This is a genomic window from Pseudomonas sp. HLS-6 (assembly GCF_002753995.1).
Taxonomy (GTDB): domain Bacteria; phylum Pseudomonadota; class Gammaproteobacteria; order Pseudomonadales; family Pseudomonadaceae; genus Aquipseudomonas; species Aquipseudomonas defluvii.
The window spans coordinates 4,789,311-4,810,627 of the sequence record NZ_CP024478.1 but is presented as its reverse complement, the minus strand read 5'-3'; the positions used below and the strand labels follow the sequence as shown (position 1 = coordinate 4,810,627).

The window sequence follows — 21,317 nt, the reverse complement described above, 5'->3', positions numbered from 1 at the left end:
TATTCGCTCCCTCAAGGCTCCATAACGCTGACACACACTCTGTGGCATCGAAACCGGAGCCTTGAGCATGAACCGAAACCTAAGCCTGAAACTGGGCGCTATCGCCTTTTTGATTGTGTTGTTGCTGGTACCGTTGCTGATGATTGGTGGGCTGATCCAGGAGCGCCAGTCGCTGCGCGACGGTGTGGTGCAGGACATTGCCCAGAGCTCCAGCTTCAGCCAGACGCTCAGCGGCCCATTGCTGGTGGTGCCGTACCGCAAGATCGAGCGGCAGTGGAAAACCCCGGAAGGGGGTGGCGCACTCTATCAGGACGTGAAAACGGTCAACGGCCACTTGTATTTCTTGCCGGAGACCTTCGACCTGAACGCCAGGATCGACACTGAGCTGCGTTCACGCGGCATCTACGAAGCGCGCCTGTACCACGCCGAAAACCGCATCAACGGCCAGTTCCAGATACCGGTGAAGCTGGGTTTAGGCAATGATTTTGAGGACTACACCTTCGATGCGCCGTTCCTGGCGGTGGCGATCAGCGACATCCGCGGCATCGAGAAAGGCCTGAAGCTGGACCTGAACGGCCAGTCGATGGATTTCCAGCCGGGCACGGGCCTGAGCTGGTTGGGTGCCGGGGTGCATGTGGCACTGCCCGCGCTGGACAGCCGCAACGAGACCGTTCTGGATTACGCCTTTGATGTGAGCCTGCAAGGTACCGGGAAACTGCAAGTGTTGCCGGTGGGGCGTAGCAGCAATGTGACCATGGCGGCTAACTGGCCGCACCCCAGTTTTGTCGGTAACTACCTGCCGAGCAGTCGCCTGATCGACAGCCAGAGCTTCACTGCCAATTGGAAAACCTCGTTCTTCTCCACCAACATGGAAGACGCCTTGAGCCAGTGTGTGAACAACGAGTCTTGCCTGGAGTTCAAGGAACGCGCCTTTGGCGTGAGCTTTATCGACCCGGTGGATCAGTACCTCAAGAGTGAGCGGGCGATCAAATATGCGTTGTTGTTCATTGCCCTGACCTTTGCCGGCTTCTTCCTCTTCGAAGTGTTGAAAAGCCTCAGTGTTCACCCGATCCAGTACTTGCTGGTGGGTGTTGCCCTGGCGTTTTTCTACCTGCTGTTGCTGTCGCTGTCCGAGCACGTTGGCTTCGGCCCGGCCTATGCGATTTCGGCCAGTGCTTGCGTGTTGCTGATTGGTTTCTACCTGAGTCATGTGTTGCACAGCCTGGGCCGAGCGCTGAGCTTCAGCGGTGGCCTGGCGGTACTGTACGGCATGCTCTATGGCTTGCTCAGCGCAGAGGACTACGCCTTGCTGATGGGATCGTTGCTGCTGTTCGGCTTGCTGGGTGTATTCATGATCCTGACCCGGCGCCTGGACTGGTACCGGGTAGGGCAGGGCAAGCTGTAATGAGCGGTTTACGCGAGGAGCGTTGTGCAGGGGCGGCGCTGGCGATAAATATCGCCAGGCTGTTCAGCCCTTGTTGGAGCTGGCTTGCCTGCGATGGGATCGGCGCGGTGTCCGTGAGTTCGCGGCGTTTGCATCGCGGGCAAGCCCGGCTCCTACAGGCTGGCGCGGGATCTGTTGGAGCTGGCTTGCCTGCGATGGCGTCGGTGGGGTGCCCGTGAGTGCGCGGCGTCTGCATCGCGGGCAAGCCCGGCTCCTACAGGTTGGCGCGGGATCTGTTGGAGCTGACTTGCCTGCGATGGCGTCGGTGGGGTGCCCGTGAGTGCGCGGCGTCTGCATCGCGGGCAAGCCCGGCTCCTACAGGCTGGCGCAGGATCTGTTGGAGCAGGCTTGCCTGCGATGACGTCGGTGGGGTGATCGCGAGTTCGCGGCGTTTGCATCGCGGGCAAGCCCGGCTCCTACAGGCTGGTGTGGGCTTTGTTGGAGCTGGCTTGCCTGCGATGGCGTCGGTGGGGTGATCGCGAGTTCGCGGCGTTTGCATCGCGGGCAAGCCCGGCTCCTACAGGCTGGCGCGGGATCTGTTGGAGCTGGCTTGCCTGCGATGGCGTCGGTGGGGTGCCCGTGAGTTCGCGGTGTTTGCATCGCGGGCAAGCCCGGCTCCTACAGGCTGGCGTGGGCTTTGTTGGAGCTGGCTTGCCTGCGATGGGATCGGGGGGGGGGGATCGTGGGCAAGCCCGGCTCCCACAGGTATCGCGGGCAGGCCGCCGATCAGGCCTTGGGTGGTTCAGTGGCCCGGAGTGATGGCCGCTGGCTGACGTCAGCGTACCAGGCCGCCAGTTTAGGTTGAGCACTGCGCCAGCCGAACTGTGGCATGCGCAGGTCGAGGTAACCCAAGGCACAGGCGACACCAATGGCTGCGACGTCGAATGCCGCGCTGAGTTCAGCGATGTGCGCCTGTTCCAGTTGGGCCAGGCCGCGCCGGATCTTCTCCTGTTGTGCATCGACCCAGGCATCCCAGCGCTTTTCTTCCGGACGCAGGAAGGTCTCGTAGCGGGTCAGCACGGCTGCCTCGGCAATCGCGTCAGCCAGTGAGGCAACGGTCAGGCGCTGCCAGCGTGCGGAGCCCTCACGTGGGATCAGTGGGTTGCCGACATGCTGCAGGTCGAGGTACTCGAAGATCACCCGGCTGTCATGCAGCACCGAGCCGTCCGCCAGGCGCAGGGCCGGGATTTTCCCGGCCGGGTTGCCTTGGTTCAGCGTCGCGTCGGGCTGGGTCGGGCTGATGTTGACGCTCTGCAGCGCGACCCGGTCCAGTTGCCCGGTTTCGTGCAGCAAGACCATGATCTTGCGGACGAACGGCGAGAACGGCGAGTAAAACAGCGTCATGCTCGGTGCGGACATGTCAGTTCCTCAGTTGTTTTGCAGGCTGGGCGGCATGCAGATGCCTGTACCGCCGATGCCGCAGTAGCCATTCGGGTTCTTGGCCAGGTACTGCTGGTGGTAGGCTTCGGCGAAGTACACGATCGAGTGCTCGGCGATTTCAGTGGTGATGGTGCCCCGACCGGCCTTGGTCAGTTCGGCCTGGTACACGTGCTTGCTGGCCAGGGCCTGTTCCAGCTGGCTAGGGGTGGTGGTATAGATCACCGAGCGATACTGCGTGCCAATGTCATTGCCCTGGCGCATCCCCTGTGTTGGGTCATGCAGTTCCCAGAACATCGTTAGCAGTTCCTGGTAGCTGACCTTTTCCGGCTCGTAGACAACCAGCACCACTTCAGTGTGGCCGGTCAGGCCAGAGCAGACTTCCTCGTAGGTCGGGTTCGGTGTGAAGCCACCCGCGTAACCTACCACTGTGCTGACCACGCCTTCGCGTTGCCAGAAACGGCGTTCTGCCCCCCAGAAGCAACCCAGGCCGAAAATGGCGAATTCCACATTGCCCGTGAACGGCCCCAGCAGTGGATTGCCGTTGACGAAGTGATACTCGGGTAAGGTCACGTGTTGTTCGCGGCCCGGCAGGGCCTGCTTTTCAGTCGGTAGCGTGCTTTTGTTTGTCAGGATTTCAGAGCGCAAGACCATGAACCCACTCCTCTATGTCAGATGGGACGGCCGCGAGGCGGCGTCGATAAGGCTTAGACCTGTAGTGTGCCCGAGTGTTACACGGCTGTCAGGCGATTGGGCCGCGTGGGTAGCGCTTGAGTTTATCCAGCAGCTCGTGGCCGGAGATGGGCCGGTCAAACAGGTAACCCTGGCCGACATCGCAACGGTGCCTGCGCAGAAATGCCAATTGCTCAGCGGTCTCGATGCCTTCGGCAACCACCTTGAGCTTGAGGTTGTGGGCCATGGCGACCACGGCTGAGGTGATCTCCATGTCGTCCTGGTTGTCGGGAATTTCGTTGATGAAGCTGCGGTCGATCTTGATGATGTCGATCGGGAACTTCTTCAGGTAGCTCAGTGACGAGTAGCCGGTACCGAAGTCGTCCATGGCCAGGGTCAGGCCCAACTGCTTGAGCTCGTCGAGTTGGCGGTGAGTGTCTTCGGTGGCTTCAAGCAACAGGCCTTCGGTCAACTCCAGTTCCAGGAGGTGCGGCGGCAGGGCTTCCTCTTTGAGGATTTTGGCAATCGAGGCGACCAGGTCCGGGTCGGAGAACTGCTTGGGTGACAGGTTGATGGCCACTTGCAGGTTGCCCAGGCCTTCGCTTGCCAGCTCCTGGCTCATGCGGCAGGCCTGACGTGCGATCCACTTGCCGATTGGAATGATCAGGCCGGTTTCCTCGGCGACGCTGATGAACTGGTCTGGGCGAATCATGCCCTTTTCCGGATGGTTCCAGCGCAGCAGCGCCTCCATGCCCAGCAGGCGACCGCTGCGCAGGCAGACCTTAGGCTGGTAGAACACTTCCAGTTCGTTCTGGGTCAGCGCCCGGCGCAGGTTGTTCTCGACAAACAGTTTGTAGCTGGCTTCGGCGTTGAGCGCTTCGGTGAAGACCTGGACCTGATGCTTGCCGTTGGCTTTGGCCTTGTGCAGCGCAAGCCCGGCATTCTTCATCAGGGTTTGCGGGTCGCGCCCGTGCAGCGGTGCGCAGGCCAGGCCGACCGAGGCGGTGACGTTGATCAACTGGTTATCGACAAACAGTGGCTTGTCGAGGGTCTTGAGCAACTGTTGCGCAACCTGCTGGCCACCCTCCATGTCGGTATCGTCGAGCAGTACGGCAAATTCGTTACTGGCAAACCGCGCCAAGCTGCCACCGGGGCTCAGGCTGTTGCGCAGGCGTCGGGCCAGGCTGATCAGCAGTTTGTCGCCGGTCTGATGACCAAGGCTGTCATTGATCCGCTTGAAGTTGTCGATGTCCACCAGCAACAGGCTGATCTTGCGGTCGCTGTCGCAGTTAAATCGCTCGTCCAGGTTTCGGATAAATGAGGGCCGGTTGCCCAGGGTGGTCAGGTTGTCGGTGTAGGCCAGGCGTTCGATACGCTGTTGGGCCAGCTTGGTTTGGGTGATGTCTTCGTAGATGCCGATGTAGTGGGTCAGTTCGCGGTTATCGCCATAGACCTTGGAGATCGACAACTGTCCCCAGTACGGCTCAAGGTTCTTGCGCCGGCTTTTGAACTCGCCTTGCCAACTGTTGTTCATGGCCAGGCTGGAGGGCGCATCGAAGAGCAGGTCGTTGAGGTTTTCCAGGGCCGGCAGCTCTGACAGGCGGTGGCCATGGACCTCTTCGGCGCTGTACTGGGTGATCGCCGTGAAGCTTGGGTTTACGTACTCGACCACGCCATCGCGGTTGACCAGCAGGAAGGCGTTGGCGCTTTGCTCCACGGCGCGCTGGAACAGGTGCAGGGCACTGGTGGCCGTGCGGCGGTTGTGGTTGTTGATGACCTGGGCGAACTGGTCGGCCAACTCGCCAGCAAAGGCGAGTTCGTCCGACTGCCAGGTGCGTGTCGAGCCTCTATGCTCCAGGCACAGCACACCGACCACCTGCCCGTCGATGCGGATACTGGCATCGAGCATGGCGCTGATGTTGTGCTGGCGCAGGTGATCAACCAGCTCGCGGGTGCGCGGATCGTGGTTGGCATTGTGGGCGTCGATGGCACGGCTGGTGTGCAGGGCTTCCAGGTAGTTGGGGAACTGGCTGGCGTCGAACGCTTCGGGCAGGCGGTATTCCTGGGTATCGCGGTAGTAGGCCGAGATAGGCTCCAGGCGCTGGTCTTCCAGGTTCCAGATGCTTGCGCAGTCGACCTTGTAGATCTCGCAGGCGCTGCGGGTGATCAGTTCGGCGGCCTCCTGCAGCGAGTTGCCGGCGCTGTAACGCTGTCGTGCCAGGCGCAGGATCAGGTCCTGCTGGGCGCGCACCCGCTCCAGATGCTCGAGCTGTTCCTGTTGCGCTTGCTGGTTGAGTTGCAGGGCGATCTGCAGGCGGTTGTTACGGGTTTCCAGTTCGCTGGGCGAAAGCTCTGGGCTATCGCCAGGCTGCCCGTCGATTACCAGCAAGTAGCCGCGCAACAGGTGCCGATTGTGCTGTTTGTACGCTTCGCCGACTTCCAGCAGGTGCAGCGGCCCTACGCTTGTGTGCAGCGTGTAGCGCACCAGGTAATGGTTGCGCTGGCTCAGTTGCAGCTCAATGGCGTCGTGCAGTTTGTAGCGCGCCTCAGGCTCCATCAGGCTCGCGTAAGGCGACCCGATCAGGGCGCAGAGGTCGACGGCAGGCATGCCGAACTGGCGTTCACAGCTCGGGTCGAGAAACAGCATGGCCCAACTGGCTTCATTCAGCCGCTCGAAACGCAGCATGCCGAGCCGCGAAGGCACGGGCAATTGCGTCACTACCTCGGCCACCATACGGCTGGCGGCATCGGGTTGGCTTTTCATGGAGAGCTCGCTTCAAAAGTACGAATGCGCAGTGGCCTGGAACTCGTGGAAAAATGCGTGCCGCAAGGTTGCATCATGCCGTGCTGGCTGACAAGCGCAACACGTGGTTACGACTTTTCAGGTTATCGGCCGTATCGACAGTTTCTGAAGCGAGGGGGCGTTGGGGCGAGGGGCATGGGGGCTGTGGCCTGGACAGCTCTACGAGCACTCGGCCATTACGGCTGCAACACACAAGTAACAGGCAAAAAAAGCCCCGCCAAATTGGCGGGGTTGAGGTACGAGCGTGGCAGCTCGAAAAAGGGTCTGTCTCCCCCGGCAGAGGGAGACAGGGTGTAGCGATTACAGCAGCATGGTGCGGATGTCGGCCAGCAGGTCGCTCAGACGCTTGGTGAAGCGTGCTGCTGCGGCGCCGTTGATCACGCGGTGATCGTAGGACAGCGACAGCGGCAGCATCAGCTTCGGCTGGAAGGCTTTGCCATCCCAGACTGGCTGGATGGTGGCCTTGGAGACACCGAGGATCGCCACTTCCGGCGCGTTGACGATCGGCGTGAAGCCGGTGCCGCCAATGTGTCCGAGGCTGGAGATGGTGAAGCAGGCGCCCTGCATGTCATCAGCCGAGAGCTTCTTGGTCCTGGCTTTTTCAGCCAGGGCCGCAGCCTCACCAGCCAGTTGCAGCAGGCTCTTCTGGTCGACGTTCTTGATGACCGGAACCAGCAGACCATCCGGGGTGTCCACGGCGAAGCCGATGTTCACGTATTTCTTGCGCAGGATGGCCTTGCCGCTTGGTGCCAGCGAGCTGTTGAAGTCTGGCAGTTCCTTGAGCAGGTGTGCACAGGCTTTGAGCAGCAGTGGCAGCACGGTCAGCTTGACGCCCGCTTTCTCGGCGACGGCTTTCTGCGCAACGCGGAAGGCTTCCAGTTCGGTGATGTCGGCCGAGTCGAACTGGGTAACATGAGGCACGTTCAGCCAGCTGCGGTGCAGGTTGGTGGCACCAACCTGCATCAGGCGCGTCATCGCCACTTCCTCGACTTCGCCGAAACGGCTGAAGTCGACTTCCGGGATCGGCGGGATGCCTGCACCACCGGTTGCACCGGCGGCAGGCGCTTCCTTGGCCTTCTGCATCATGGCCTTGACGTACGCCTGCACGTCTTCCTTGAGGACACGACCGTGCGGGCCGCTGGCCGAAACAGCGTTCAGCTCGACGCCGAATTCGCGGGCCAGTTGACGCACGGCAGGGCCGGCGTGAACCTTGGCGCCGTTGTTGGCAGCCGGAGCGGCGACAGGTGCCACCTCGACCTTGGCCGCCGCTGCTGGCGCTGCAGCAGGTGCTGCAGCTGGAGCCGCTTCGGCCTTGGCGGGTGCTGCGGCCGGTGCCGGGGCGGCAGCCGCAGCTGCGCCTGCAACCTTCAGCTTCAGGATCAGGTCGCCAGTGCCGACTTCGTCGTCCAGCTTGGCGATGATCGCTTCGACCACGCCAGCTGCAGGCGATGGAATCTCCATGCTTGCCTTGTCCGATTCCAGGGTGATCAGCGACTGGTCAGCTGTGACGCTGTCGCCGACCTTGACCAGTACTTCGATGATCTTGGCCTTGCCCGAGGAGCCGATGTCTGGAACATGGATGTCCTGAACAGTGGCCGCCGCAGGGGCAGCTGCTGGCGCGGCTGCGGCGACTGGCGCTGCAGCAGGTGCCGGGGCGGCTGCAGGTGCTGCGGCCGGAGCCTCAGGCGCCGCAGCGGCGCCCTCGACTTCCAGTTCCATCAGTTCGTCGCCTTCTTTCAGGCGATCACCCAGCTTGACCTTCAAGGCCTTGATCACGCCGGCTTTCGGAGCCGGGATCTCCATGGAGGCCTTGTCGGACTCCAGGGTCAGCAGGCTCTGGTCGGCTTCAATGCGGTCGCCAACTTTGACGAACAGCTCAATGATTTCACCTTCACCGCTGCCGATGTCAGGTACGCGAATGAGTTCGCTCACTTAGAAATACTCCTCAGCAGTCCAGTGGGTTGCGTTTTTCCGGGTCGATGCCGAAACGGGCGATGGCTTCAGCCACCACTTTCGGTTCGATATCGCCACGGTCGGCCAAGGCTTCCAGGGCAGCCAGCACTACGAAGTTGCGGTCGACTTCGAAGAAGTGACGCAGTTTCTTGCGGCTGTCGCTGCGACCGAAGCCATCAGTACCCAGGACTTTGAATTCTTTGCTCGGTACCCACTGACGAATCTGCTCGGCGAACAGTTTCATGTAGTCGGTGGAGGCAATGACCGGGCCCTTACGGCCAGCCAGGCACTCTTCGACGTAGGTAGTCTTCGGCTTCTGGCCAGGGTGCAGGCGGTTGCTGCGCTCTACGGCCAGGCCGTCGCGACGCAGTTCGTTGAAGCTAGTAACGCTCCAGACATCAGCGCCGACGTTGAACTCTTCACGCAGGATCTTCGCCGCTTCGCGGACTTCACGCAGGATGGTGCCGGAGCCCATCAGTTGAACGTGGTGCGCCGCTTCGCGGGTGTCTTCCTCGAGCAGGTACATGCCCTTGATGATGCCTTCCTCGACACCGGCCGGCATGGCTGGCTGGGTGTAGGCTTCGTTCATCACGGTGATGTAGTAGAAGATGTCCTGCTGCTCTTCCATCATCTGGCGCATGCCCTCGCGGATGATTACCGCCAGTTCATAGCCATAGGTCGGGTCGTAGGTGCGGCAGTTCGGGATGGTGCCAGCCAGCATGTGGCTGTGACCGTCTTCGTGCTGCAGGCCTTCGCCGTTGAGCGTGGTGCGACCGGCGGTACCGCCGATCAGGAAGCCACGGGTGCGGCTGTCGCCAGCGGCCCAGGCCAGGTCGCCGATACGTTGGAAGCCGAACATCGAGTAGAAGATGTAGAACGGCAGCATCGGCTGGTTGTGGCAGCTGTACGAGGTGCCGGCAGCGATGAAGGAGGACATGGCGCCCGCTTCGTTGATGCCTTCCTCGAGGATCTGGCCCTTCTTGTCTTCGCGGTAGAACATCACCTGGTCTTTATCGACTGGCTCGTAGAGCTGGCCGACCGAGGAGTAGATGCCCAACTGACGGAACATGCCTTCCATACCGAAGGTACGGGCTTCGTCCGGGATGATCGGTACGATGCGCTGGCCGACTTCCTTGTCCTTGACCAGTTGCGCGAGGATCCGCACGAAGGCCATGGTGGTGGAGATTTCACGGTCGCCCGAGCCGTCCAGGATTGCCTTGAGGGTTTCCAGTGGCGGAGTCGGGATGCTGAAGCTCTTGGCGCGACGCTGAGGCACGAAGCCACCCAGGGCGGCACGGCGCTCGCTCAGGTAACGGGCTTCGGCGCTGCCTTCTTCCGGTTTGAAGAACGGCAGGTTTTCCAGCTCGTCATCCTTGACCGGGATGTCGAAGCGGTCGCGGAACAGCCGCAGGCTGTCGATGTCGACCTTCTTGGTGTTGTGCGCGGTGTTCTTGGCTTCGCCTGCACCGGTACCGTAACCCTTGATGGTCTTGGCCAGGATGACAGTCGGCTGGTCTTTGTGGTTGACCGCCTGATGGTAGGCCGCGTAGACCTTGTACGGGTCGTGGCCACCACGGTTGAGCTTCCAGATCTCGTCGTCGGACAGGTCTTCGACCATGGCCTTGAGTTCTGGGGTGTTGAAGAAGTGCTCACGGACGAACGCGCCGTCCTTGGCCTTGTAGTTCTGGTACTCGCCGTCGATGACTTCGTCCATGCGGCGCTGCAGGATACCGTGGGTGTCCTTGGCCAGCAGTGGGTCCCAGAAACGGCCCCAGACGACTTTGTTGACGTTCCAGCCACCGCCACGGAACACGCCTTCGAGTTCCTGGATGATCTTGCCGTTGCCGCGAACCGGGCCGTCGAGGCGCTGCAGGTTGCAGTTGATGACGAAGATCAGGTTGTCCAGCTTCTCGCGGCCGGCCAGGGCGATTGCGCCCAGGGATTCCGGCTCGTCGCACTCGCCGTCACCCATGAAGCACCAGACCTTCTGCTTGCCTTCAGGGATGTAGCCACGGCTTTCCAGGTACTTCATGAAGCGTGCCTGGTAGATCGCCTGGATTGGGCCCAGGCCCATCGAAACGGTCGGGAACTGCCAGAAGTCAGGCATCAGCCATGGGTGCGGGTACGACGACAGGCCATTGCCATCGACTTCCTGGCGGAAGTTGTTCATCTGATCTTCGCTGATGCGGCCTTCCATGAACGCGCGGGCGTAGACGCCCGGCGAGGCGTGGCCCTGGAAGAAGATCAGGTCGCCGCCGTGTTCATCGGTCGGGGCCTGGAAGAAGTAGTTGAAGCCAATGTCATACAGGGTGGCACTGGAGGCGAAGCTGGAGATGTGGCCGCCCAGATCCGAGTCTTTCAGGTTGGTACGCATTACCATGGCCAGCGCGTTCCAGCGCACCAGCGAGCGAATGCGGCGTTCCATGAACAGGTCGCCAGGCATACGTGCTTCGTGGGTGACGGGAATGGTATTGCGGTATGGCGTGGTGATGGCATATGGCAGCTGCGAACCACTGCGGGTTGCCAGCTCGCCCATACGGGTCATCAGGTAGTGAGCGCGGTCTTCGCCTTCTTTGTCGAGAACCGACTCCAGGGCGTCCAGCCATTCCTGGGTTTCGACGGGATCGAGGTCTTGCATGGCTTGCTCCAGGGCGGAAAGGCTACCAGAATCGGTGGCCTGAGTTTTTTGGCGCCTGGCCTTGTGGGCAGGCGACATGAATTCTTGGATTACCGGATAGGGTCCCGGCGCTGTGTAGTTTTACTACAAATCAATCGGCATTTCATGCTTTTGAGGCGAAATGATAGTAGTAAAACTACAGAAAAATGGCTCGTGGCCTCTGCTCGGGTTGTGGGAAAAATCGATACGGGTGGTAAAAGCTCCGTCATCAAAGGGTTTGCTGCGATGTTTTCTACCAAGAAATCGGTTTTTTCAGCTATTTATAACTTTTGTACGACAGTCTGTCCGAGGCCTTGTTTTACGTGCCTTGCAGCCCACCACTTTTTCACGCCGTTCAAGGATAGACCATGAGCTTGCCTTCGCTGGCCGAGTTGCCCGCTTCCTTCGCGCCGCTGGTCGAGCGCAATAAACAGTCGCTGCGCAGTGCGGTCGCAGACGCTGGCCTGCAACTGGACGACTGGAGCCCAGAACGCTGGCAGCAGTTTGACCGGGTTTGCGCGGCCAGTGACTTTGTACTGCAACAGGTGCTGCGAGACCCGCAGATGCTCCTGGACCTGCTGGCCAGTGGCGAACTGGACCGCCCGTTCGCTGCCGGTGAGTTGTGCGCCCAGGTGGCTGCAGCGGCCCAGGCGGCCACGACGGAAGACGAGTTGGCGCGCAACCTGCGCCGACAGCGCACGCGCCAGCAGGTACGGATCATATGGCGTGATCTGAATCGCCAGGCCGATCTGGTGCAGACGTGCCGTGACCTTTCCGACCTGGCCGATGCGGCCATCGATCAGGCCTATCAATGGCTGTACCCGCGTCAGTGCCAGCAGTTCGGCACACCCATCGGCCACCGTAGCGGCGAGCCGCAGCACATGGTGGTGCTTGGCATGGGCAAGCTCGGCGCGGTCGAGCTGAACCTGTCTTCGGATATCGACCTGATCTTCGCCTACCCGGAAGGCGGGGAAACCGAAGGGGTCAAACGTTCGCTGGATAATCAGGAGTTCTTTACCCGCCTTGGTCAACGCCTGATCAAGGCGCTGGACCCGGTCACCGTCGACGGTTTCGTATTCCGAGTCGACATGCGTTTGCGCCCTTATGGCTCGGCTGGCGCGTTGGTGCTCAGCTTCAATGCCCTTGAGCAGTACTACCAGGACCAGGGTCGAGACTGGGAACGCTACGCGATGATCAAGGCGCGGGTAGTGGCTGGCGATCAGACCACTGGCGCGCAGTTGCAGGAAATGCTGCGGCCATTCGTTTACCGGCGTTACCTGGACTTCTCGGCGATCGAAGCGCTGCGCACCATGAAGCAGTTGATCCAGCAGGAAGTCCGGCGCAAGGGCATGGCCGACAATATAAAGCTGGGGGCTGGCGGTATCCGCGAGGTCGAATTTATCGCCCAGGCGTTCCAGTTGATTCACGGCGGGCGTGACCTGAGCCTGCAGCAGCGGCCGCTGCTCAAGGTGCTGGCAACCCTTGAAGGGCAGGGCTACCTGCCGCCTGCGGTGGTTGCCGAACTGCGCGAGGGCTATGAGTTCCTGCGTTATACCGAGCATGCCATTCAGGCGATTGCCGACCGCCAGACACAAATGCTGCCTGACAGTGAGCTGGACCGTGCCCGGATCGCCTTTATGCTTGGCTTTGCCGACTGGGCGGCGTTCCATGAACAGTTGATGTACTGGCGTGGGCGCATCGACTGGCATTTCCGCCAGGTCATTGCCGACCCCGACGAGGACAGCGAAGCCGGTGAAGAGGTGGTCGGAGGCGAATGGCTGCCGTTGTGGGAAGAGGTACAGGATGAGGAGGCCGCCTGTCGTCAGTTGCAGGACGCCGGGTTTGTCGACGGGCCCAAGGCCCTGAAACAACTGGCTGGCCTGCGCGCGAGCCCACAGTTGCGTGCCATGCAACGCCTGGGTCGTGAGCGCCTGGATGCCTTTATTCCACGCCTGCTGGCGCAAGCGGTGGAGCATGCTGATCCCGATCTGGTACTGGAGCGGGTATTGCCGCTCGTCGAGGCGGTGGCGCGGCGTTCCGCCTATCTGGTTCTACTGACTGAAAACCCAGGCGCCTTGCGGCGCTTGCTGACCCTCTGTGCCGCCAGCCCCTGGATTGCCGAGCAGATTGCGCGCTTCCCGCTGTTGCTTGATGAGCTGCTCAATGAAGGTCGCCTGTTCAGCCCGCCTCATGCGCCGGAGCTGGCTGCCGAGCTGCGTGAGCGGCTGACGCGTATTCCCGAGGATGACCTGGAGCAGCAAATGGAGGCGCTGCGGCACTTCAAGCTGGCGCACAGCCTGCGTGTTGCTGCGTCGGAAATTGCCGGCAACCTGCCGTTGATGAAGGTCAGTGACTACCTGACCTGGTTGGCTGAAGCGATCCTCGATCAGGTGCTGGCCTTGGCCTGGCGCCAGACGGTGGCCCGTCATGGTCAGCCTAAACGCAGTGACGGTAGCCTCTGCGATCCGGGCTTCATTATTGTGGGCTACGGCAAGGTGGGCGGTATCGAGTTGGGCCACGGCTCGGACCTGGACCTGGTGTTTATCCATGACGGCGACCCGCAAGCCGAAACCGACGGTGCCAAACCGATCGACAGCGCGCAGTTTTTCACGCGTCTGGGGCAACGGATCATCCACTTGCTGACCACTCAGACCAACTCCGGCCAGTTGTACGATGTCGACATGCGCTTGCGCCCGTCCGGCGCCTCGGGGCTGTTGGTCAGTTCGCTGGGCGCGTTCGAGCGTTATCAGCAGAACGAGGCCTGGACCTGGGAGCATCAGGCGCTGGTGCGTGCCCGTGTGTTGGTCGGGTGCCCGCAGGTCGGCGCAGCGTTCGAGGGCGTACGTGCCCGTATCCTCGGTCAGAGCCGCGACTTGGGTAAACTGCAGACCGAAGTGAGTGAGATGCGCGCCAAGATGCGCGACAACCTCGGAACCAAGGCGACGGCTGCCGGTACGGCGGCCAATGCCTATGACGCCGGTATGCCCTTCGATATCAAGCAGGACGCCGGTGGTATCGTCGATATCGAATTTATGGTGCAATACGCCGCTTTGGCCTGGTCTGACAAGCATCCGGCCTTGCTGCGTTACACCGATAACATCCGCATCCTTGAAGGGCTTGAGGAAGCCGGGCTGATGCCGGTCAGCGATGCGGTGCTGCTGCGTGAGGTCTACAAGGCATTCCGCTCGGCCGCACATCGCCAGGCCTTGCAGAAACAGGCCGGGGTCATCGATGCCGGGCAGTTCGTCAGCGAGCGGCGCGAGGTGCGGCGTATCTGGGCTGAGTTGGGTCTGAAGTGAGGGGTTCGAGCCGTTGATTCAGGCGATGGAAGGCCTGCTGCGACCACATGGCGTACACTGGTCGGATCAAGCCTGATTATAAAGAGGGGAGGCCAGGCTGTTGATGAACAGGCTGCAGCCTCCCTGATCGTTTCTGGATAAAGCATGAGAATTTTGATCATTGGGCCCAGCTGGGTGGGCGACATGGTAATGGCACAGACCCTGTTCCATTGCCTGAAGCAGCATCACCCCGAGTGTGTGATCGATGTGCTGGCACCTGAATGGAGCCGGCCGATCCTTGAGCGTATGCCTGAAGTGCGCAAGGCCTTGAGCTTTCCGCTCGGCCACGGCGTGCTGGAGTTGGCGACCCGTCGGCGTATCGGTAAATCCCTGGCTGGCGAGTACGATCAGGCGATTCTGTTGCCCAATTCGATGAAGTCGGCACTGGTGCCGTTCTTTGCCGGCATCGCTCGGCGTACCGGCTGGCGTGGCGAGTTCCGCTACGGTCTGCTCAATGATGTGCGCACGCTCGACAAGGCACGCTATCCGTTGATGATCGAGCGCTTCATGGCCCTGGCGTATCCGGCCGGTGCCGAGCTACCCCAACCCTACCCGCGTCCGAACCTGCGCATCGAGGCCGAAAGCCGAGAGGCCGCGCTGGCCAAGTTCGGCCTGAGCCTGGATCGCCCGGTATTGGCCTTGTGCCCTGGCGCCGAGTTTGGTGAGGCCAAGCGTTGGCCGTCCGAGCATTACGCCAAGGTTGCTGAAATCAAGATCCGTGAAGGCTGGCAGGTGTGGCTGTTTGGCTCGAAGAACGACCATGCAGTGGGCGAGTCGATCCGTGAGCGGCTGATCCCTGGGCTGCGCGAGGAGTCGACCAACCTCAGTGGCGAAACCTCCCTGGCCGAGGCGATCGACCTGCTGTCCTGCAGTGACGCGGTGGTGTCCAACGACTCTGGCCTGATGCATGTGGCTGCGGCCCTTAACCGTCCGCTGGTGGCGGTTTATGGCTCGACCTCGCCGGGCTTCACCCCGCCGTTGGCCGATCAGGTGGAAATCGTTCGCCTGGGCCTTGAGTGCAGCCCGTGTTTCGAGCGGACCTGCCGCTTTGGCCACTACAATTGCCTGCGCCAGCTGGAGCCGGATGCCGTGGCTGCCGCGCTGCAGCGGTTGAACGGCCCGACGTTGATTGATGTCATGGCCGAGGTCGACTAAGTGCGGGTATTGCTGATCAAGACGTCTTCTCTGGGTGACGTGATTCACGCGTTGCCGGCGCTGACCGATGCGTCCCGGGCGATTCCCGGCATCCGCTTCGACTGGGTGGTCGAAGAAGGTTTCGCCGAGATCCCCAGTTGGCATCCTGCGGTGGACAAGGTCATTCCGGTGGCTATTCGCCGCTGGCGCAAGAACCTCTGGCAGACCTTCAAGAGCGGCGAATGGCGCCAGTTCAAGCAGCGTCTGCGTGAACGCCAGTACGACCTGGTGATCGATGCTCAAGGCTTGGTCAAGAGCGCCTGGTTGACCCGCTACGTCAAGGCACCGGTAGCTGGCCTTGACCGCTATTCGGCCCGCGAAGGCCTGTCGAGCCGGTTCTATGACCGTCGACTGTCGGTTGCCAATGGCCAGCACGCGGTCGAGCGGGTGCGTCAGCTGTTCGCCTTGTCGCTGGGCTACGACCTGCCTTCCGGTTTGGGTGACTACGGCCTTGATCGTGCCCGCTTGCAGGAAGGCATCGCGGCACCGTTCGTGGTGTTTCTGCATGGCACCACCTGGGACACCAAGCACTGGCCTGAGGCCTACTGGCGGGAGCTGGCCGAGCGCATGGGCCGCCTGCGTGTCGAGGTGCGTCTGCCGTGGGGGAACCCGGCCGAGCGTGCGCGCGCCGAGCGTATTGCCCAAGGGCTGAGCAATGCCAAGGTCTTGCCGAAACTGAATCTGGCCGGTGTCGCCCGGGTGCTGGCGTCGGCCAGGGCCTGTGTTGCGGTAGATACCGGCCTCGGGCACCTGGCGGCAGCGCTGGATGTGCCAACCCTGTCCTTGTTCGGGCCGACCAACCCCGGGCTCACCGGTGCCTATGGCAAGGCGCAGATACACCTGGGGAGCAATTTCCCCTGTGCGCCCTGCCTGCAGAAGAAATGCACCTACAAACCGAGCGCTGACGATCAGCGTCGGTTCGATCTCAAACGCGAGTGGCCGTTGTGTTTCACTCGCTTGAATCCCGAGCACGTCGCGGGCCGACTGAGCGCGCTGCTGCTGGCTGAGGATGTTCGTTGATGCAACTGGCTTTTGTGCTCTACAAGTATTTCCCGTTCGGTGGCCTGCAACGCGACTTCATGCGCATTGCGTTGGAGTGCCAGCGTCGCGGGCACCAGATCCGTGTCTACACGTTGATCTGGGAGGGCGATGTACCTCCGGGCTTTGAAGTGTTGGTGGCGCCGGTCAAGGCGCTGTTCAACCACCGACGCAATGAAAAGCTCAGTGCCTGGATGGCGGCCGACCTGGCCAAACGCCCGGTCGATCGCTTGATCGGTTTCAACAAGATGCCCGGCCTGGACGTTTACTATGCGGCTGACGGCTGCTTCGAGGACAAGGCGCAGACCCTGCGTAACTCGCTGTACCGGCGTTGGGGCCGCTACCGGCATTTTGCCGAGTACGAGCGGGCGGTATTTGCGCCAGAGTCCAAGACTGAAATCTTGATGATCTCCGAAGTGCAACAACCACTGTTCATCAAACACTACGGCACGCCGCTGCAACGTTTCCACTTGCTGCCGCCGGGCATCTCCCAGGATCGCCGGGCGCCGGCCAACGCCGCAGAGATTCGTGCGGCGTTTCGCCGCGAGTTCAAGCTGTCGGACGATGAGCTGTTGCTGGTGCAGATCGGTTCGGGTTTCAAGACCAAAGGCGTCGATCGCAGCCTGAAAGCCCTGGCGGCACTGCCTTCGGACTTGCGCAAACGTACCCGGCTGATGGTGATCGGTCAGGACGACCCCAAGGTGTTCCAACTGCAGAGTACGGCGCTGGGCCTGGGTGATCACGTGCAGTTCCTCAAGGGGCGCAGCGATATTCCGCGCTTCCTGCTCGGTGCCGACCTGTTGATTCACCCGGCCTACAACGAGAACACCGGGACGGTGTTGCTGGAGGCCTTGGTGGCGAGTTTGCCGGTGCTGGTCTCGGCGGTCTGTGGTTATGCCCATTACATTGCCGAGGCTGACAGCGGCCTGGTGCTCGATGAACCCTTCGAGCAGGAGCAGCTTAACCAGTACCTGCAACGCATGCTTGAAGACAACACCGCTCGCGCCGCCTGGGCGCGTAATGGTTTGGCGTTTGCCGACAGTGCCGACTTGTACAGCATGCCCGAGCATGCCGCCGATGTGATTCTGGCGCAGGAGCGCGCATGAAGCTGAAACTGGCTGAACCCTTCAAGCGCCTGTGGGCCGGGTGCGATGCCTTCGAGGCTGTTGAAGCCTTGCAAGGCCAGGTGTACCGCGAGCTGGAAGGCCGCCGTACCCTGCGCACCGAGGTCGAGGGGCGGGGTTATTTCGTCAAGATTCACCGTGGCATTGGCTGGGGTGAGATCTTCAAGAACCTGTTCACGGCCAAGCTGCCGGTGCTCGGTGCTGGCCAGGAATGGCGCGCCATTGAGCGCCTGCACCAGGTCGGCGTCCCCACCATGACCGCAGTGGCCTATGGTGAGCGTGGCAGCAACCCTGCGACCCAGCACTCGTTCATCGTGACGGAGGAACTGGCGCCCACGGTCAGCCTGGAAGATTTCAGCCTGAACTGGACCCAGCAGCCACCAGAGCCGCGCCTGAAAAGGGCGTTGATTGCGGAAGTGGCGCGCATGACCGGTACCATGCACCGCGCAGGGGTCAATCACCGTGACTGCTACATCTGCCACTTCCTGCTGCACACCGACCGTCCAGTGACGGCGGATGACTTCAAGCTTTCGGTGATCGACCTGCACCGCGCTCAAACCCGCGCGCAGATCTCCCGGCGCTGGCGCGACAAAGACCTGGCAGCGCTGTATTTCTCGGCTCTGGACATCGGCCTGACTCCGCGCGACAAGCTGCGCTTCCTGCGCGGCTATTTTCAGCAGCCATTGCGTCAGGTTCTGGCTGATGAAGCAGCCTTGTTGCGCTGGCTGGAGGGCAAGGCCCAGAAGCTCTATGCGCGCAAGCAACGGTATGGGGATGCGCTCTGATGACGGGTTGGACACTTGACCCTGCCTATGCGGCACTCGCAGCCGATTTTGGCAGTATCGATGCGGTCTTCGCGCTTCAGGGTGAGCGCTTGACGCACGATCTGTTGAGCGAGGTGATCCGGTTTCAGCGCGACGGAATCAACTATTACGTCAAACGCTATGTCGGTGCTGGCAAAGGCCTGCGCCGTTACCTCGGGCGCCCACGGATCAAAGCGGAATGGCAGAACCTCAGGCAGTTTGCAAAGTGGAACATCCCTACCGCCGAAGTGATCGCCTGGGGCTTGGAGCGCAACGGCCTGAGTTTTAGCCGCGGGGCGATGATTACCCGCGAGTTGCCGCATACCGAAGACTTGTCGGCGCTGGCGGAACGCCGTGACCCGCGCTTGCGTGACCGCGCCTGGGTTGACCATCTGAGTCAACAGCTGGCGCGGCATACCCGCTGCATGCATGACCAGCGTTTTACCCACAACGACCTTAAGTGGCGCAACCTGCTGGTCGATGATCAGGGCACGTTGTTCCTGATCGACTGCCCGACGGGCGACTTCTGGTGGGGCTTTATGCTGCGCTACCGGATTACAAAGGATTTGGCATGCCTGGATAAAGTGGCCAAGTATCAGTTGTCGGCTACCCAAAGATTGCGCTTCTACCTGCAGTACCGTGGGTGCAAGCGGCTCGATGCGGCGGACAAGCGGCGCATTCGGCATGTTGTAAGGTTTTTTGAGGGACGTGAATGAGCGATTTTCTGGCCAGTGGCGAGTTGGCATTGCTCGCCCGTCATGGCCTGAGCGATTTCGACCAACTTTGGGCACTGCAGCTCGATGCGGTCGATGAGCCCAATACCGGGCGTGGTGGCTGGAGCAGCGTTTACCGCTTGGAGCTTGAGGGGAAGGGCTACTACCTGAAGCGTCAGAGCAACTACCTGACTCGCACCTTGCACCGGCCATTCGGTGAGCCGACGTTTGCCCGCGAGTTTCGCAATATCAGCCGTTACCAGGCCCTGAGTATCCCCGCGTTGCAGGCGGTCTACTACGGTGAGCGGCGTATTTGCGGTGAGCGTCGAGCTATTCTGATGACTCGTGCACTGGACGACTGGAGCGACCTGGAAAGCCTGCTGGAAAAGTGGCCGCAGCTGTCGGCGTCGAAGCGTCAGGGCATTCTTCAGGTGTGTGGACGAGCCGCGCGTAAGCTGCACCGTGCCGGTCAGGTGCATTGCTGCTTCTATCCCAAGCATATTTTTCTGCGTGAGCGCCGTGATGGCTGGCAGGCACGGCTGATTGACCTGGAGAAAACGCGACCGTTGTTGTTTGGCATGCGCGACCGGCTGAAAGACCTGGAACCATTGCTGCGGCGTGCCCAGGCCTGGAGCGAAGGCGATGTGCGTGTGCTGCTGGCGGCTTATCTGAAACAGCCAGCAGATAGCGCTTTGGTCGATAATTGGTTGGAGCGCCTGACGCGCCGCCGCTGTATTAAAGAGGCTCGCTGATGCAATTGTCTGAACTCAAGAGCGCCGGACGTCGCCCGACGCTGCCACTGAGCATTTCCCTGGCCGATGCAGCCGGTGCTGCCGATCTGCAACTGCTCACGCTGTTGCGGGTGCTGCCTGGGCAACGCTATGTCGGTGCCGGGGTCTGGCGTGGCAAGCCCGTACTGGCCAAGCTGCTGGTGGGCAACAGCGCTGCGCGGCACTTTCAGCGTGAGCTGGAGGGCGTGCGCTTGCTTGCCGGGCAAGGGCTGACCACGCCGCGGCTTTTGGCAGATGGCCTGCGCGAGGGCGAGGGCGGCTGGCTGCTGTTCGAGTTTCTTGAGGGTGCCCTCAGCCTGGCCGACGCCTGGGCCGAAGTGGAGAACCTGCCGTTGCTGGCAGACGAGCAGCAGCAGGTGCTGGGCGAGGCATTGGCTGCGGTGGCGCAGATGCACGCCAAGGGCCTTTGGCAGGAAGACCTGCACTTGGACAACCTGTTGCGTCACAACGGTCAGCTGTACCTGATCGACGGGGCCGGTATAAAGGCCGAAACCCCAGGCCAACCGCTGTCGCGTGATCGGGTGCTGCAGAACCTTGGGGTGTTGTTTGCGCAGTTGCCCAAGCGTCTTGAACCGTACATCGAAGAACTGTTGGTTCATTACCTGTTGGCCAATGGTGAACATGCGCTGGTACTGGAAGCGCTGCAGAAACAGACCGACAAGGTGCGTGCCTGGCGGCTGAAGGACTACCTGGACAAGGCCGGCCGTGAATGCACGCTGTTTAGCGTCGAGCGCGGGCTTTCCGGGTTGCGGGCCGTGCGCCGCGATGAGTTGGCCGCGATGAGCGCTGTGCTGGAGCAGGCCGATACGTTGATTGAACAAGGGCATATGTACAAGACCGGAGGGGCCGCCAGTGTCGCTCGGGTCGAGGTCGATGGCCGCCATCTGGTGATCAAGCGCTACAACATCAAGAATGCCGCTCACTGGTTCAAGCGCTTCTGGCGTCCGAGTCGTGCCTGGCATTCATGGATTGAAGGGCATCGCCTGGCGTTTCTGGACATCGCCACGCCGAAGCCGCTGGCGGTACTGGAACGGCGGACCTGCGGCTTGCGTGGTCGTGCTTACCTGGTGACCGAGTACATGGACGGGCCTGACCTGGTCGAGTGCTTTGCGCCGTATGTCGAGAGCGGCGACGTGCCTCAGGAGCAGTTGCAGGCTCTGCAGCAGTTGTTGGAGCGCTTGATCCATGAGCGCATCAGCCATGGTGACCTGAAAGGGCATAACCTGTTCTGGCAGGATGGTCGTTGGGCGCTGATCGACCTGGATGCGATGAGCCACCATGCGACCCAGCTCAGCTTCGCCCCGGCATTTGCCCGTGACCGGGCGCGGTTGCTGCGCAACTGGCCCACGGACAGCGCCCTGTACCAGCGGCTGGATCGGGAACTGCCGACGCTTGCCTGAGCGTCAGTGTG

14 protein-coding genes are annotated in these 21,317 nt (G+C 61.5%); 9 read left to right on the top strand and 5 right to left on the bottom strand.

All coding sequences use genetic code 11. The features are described from left to right. Nucleotides 1-67 precede the first annotated feature (67 nt). Nucleotides 68-1,405: a cell envelope integrity protein CreD gene (gene creD, locus CS390_RS22655; RefSeq protein ID WP_099776044.1), complete on the top strand. Its 1,338-nt coding sequence runs from the start codon at nt 68-70 to the stop codon at nt 1,403-1,405. Nucleotides 1,406-2,170: 765 nt separating this feature from the next. On the opposite strand, the gene CS390_RS22650 is transcribed toward creD, so the two are convergent. The 5 genes from CS390_RS22650 to aceE all read right to left on the bottom strand — a co-directional run bounded on the left by CS390_RS22650 (nt 2,171) and on the right by aceE (nt 10,887). Beyond that, the gene (locus CS390_RS22650; protein ID WP_065760769.1) at nt 2,171-2,803 is read right to left on the bottom strand and encodes a glutathione S-transferase; all 633 of its coding nucleotides are present in this window, start codon (nt 2,801-2,803) and stop codon (nt 2,171-2,173) included. A gap of 9 nt (nt 2,804-2,812) precedes the next feature. After that, nucleotides 2,813-3,475, bottom strand: coding sequence for a peptide-methionine (S)-S-oxide reductase MsrA (gene msrA, locus CS390_RS22645; RefSeq protein WP_099776042.1), 663 nt, complete (start codon nt 3,473-3,475; stop codon nt 2,813-2,815). A gap of 88 nt (nt 3,476-3,563) precedes the next feature. Beyond that, nucleotides 3,564-6,257: a bifunctional diguanylate cyclase/phosphodiesterase gene (locus tag CS390_RS22640; protein ID WP_065760767.1), complete on the bottom strand. Its 2,694-nt coding sequence runs from the start codon at nt 6,255-6,257 to the stop codon at nt 3,564-3,566. Between the two features lie 339 nt (nt 6,258-6,596). Continuing rightward, nucleotides 6,597-8,228: a dihydrolipoyllysine-residue acetyltransferase gene (aceF, locus tag CS390_RS22635; RefSeq protein WP_099776041.1), complete on the bottom strand. Its 1,632-nt coding sequence runs from the start codon at nt 8,226-8,228 to the stop codon at nt 6,597-6,599. A 13-nt stretch (nt 8,229-8,241) separates the two neighbouring features. Beyond that, a complete protein-coding gene (gene aceE, locus CS390_RS22630; RefSeq protein ID WP_065760764.1) occupies nt 8,242-10,887 on the bottom strand; it encodes a pyruvate dehydrogenase (acetyl-transferring), homodimeric type in 2,646 nt (881 codons plus the stop codon). Between the two features lie 386 nt (nt 10,888-11,273). On the opposite strand from aceE, the gene glnE reads away from it, so the two are divergent. The 8 genes from glnE to CS390_RS22590 all read left to right on the top strand — a co-directional run bounded on the left by glnE (nt 11,274) and on the right by CS390_RS22590 (nt 21,306). Further along, the gene (gene glnE, locus CS390_RS22625) at nt 11,274-14,204 is read left to right on the top strand and encodes a bifunctional [glutamate--ammonia ligase]-adenylyl-L-tyrosine phosphorylase/[glutamate--ammonia-ligase] adenylyltransferase (protein WP_065760763.1); all 2,931 of its coding nucleotides are present in this window, start codon (nt 11,274-11,276) and stop codon (nt 14,202-14,204) included. Nucleotides 14,205-14,348: 144 nt separating this feature from the next. Then, nucleotides 14,349-15,398, top strand: coding sequence for a lipopolysaccharide heptosyltransferase II (gene waaF / locus CS390_RS22620; protein WP_065760762.1), 1,050 nt, complete (start codon nt 14,349-14,351; stop codon nt 15,396-15,398). Further along, nucleotides 15,399-16,457: a lipopolysaccharide heptosyltransferase I gene (gene waaC / locus CS390_RS22615; RefSeq protein ID WP_065760761.1), complete on the top strand. Its 1,059-nt coding sequence runs from the start codon at nt 15,399-15,401 to the stop codon at nt 16,455-16,457. Continuing rightward, entirely contained in the window at nt 16,457-17,581 is a 1,125-nt protein-coding gene (locus tag CS390_RS22610) for a glycosyltransferase family 4 protein (RefSeq protein ID WP_099776039.1), read from the top strand. The genes waaC and CS390_RS22610 overlap by 1 nt, the downstream gene beginning before the upstream one ends. Continuing rightward, on the top strand, nt 17,578-18,384 hold the full coding sequence (gene rfaP / locus CS390_RS22605) for a lipopolysaccharide core heptose(I) kinase RfaP (protein ID WP_065760759.1): 807 nt from the start codon (nt 17,578-17,580) through the stop codon (nt 18,382-18,384). The genes CS390_RS22610 and rfaP overlap by 4 nt, the downstream gene beginning before the upstream one ends. Next, nucleotides 18,384-19,118 (top strand): lipopolysaccharide kinase InaA family protein, encoded by a 735-nt coding sequence (locus CS390_RS22600; protein ID WP_099776037.1) that lies wholly within the window; start codon nt 18,384-18,386, stop codon nt 19,116-19,118. Before rfaP ends, CS390_RS22600 begins: the two co-directional genes overlap by 1 nt. Next, nucleotides 19,115-19,867, top strand: a complete 753-nt coding sequence (locus tag CS390_RS22595) for a lipopolysaccharide kinase InaA family protein (RefSeq protein ID WP_065760757.1) — start codon at nt 19,115-19,117, stop codon at nt 19,865-19,867. Before CS390_RS22600 ends, CS390_RS22595 begins: the two co-directional genes overlap by 4 nt. Then, nucleotides 19,867-21,306, top strand: coding sequence for a lipopolysaccharide kinase InaA family protein (locus CS390_RS22590; RefSeq protein ID WP_099776034.1), 1,440 nt, complete (start codon nt 19,867-19,869; stop codon nt 21,304-21,306). Before CS390_RS22595 ends, CS390_RS22590 begins: the two co-directional genes overlap by 1 nt. Nucleotides 21,307-21,317: the final 11 nt, after the last annotated feature.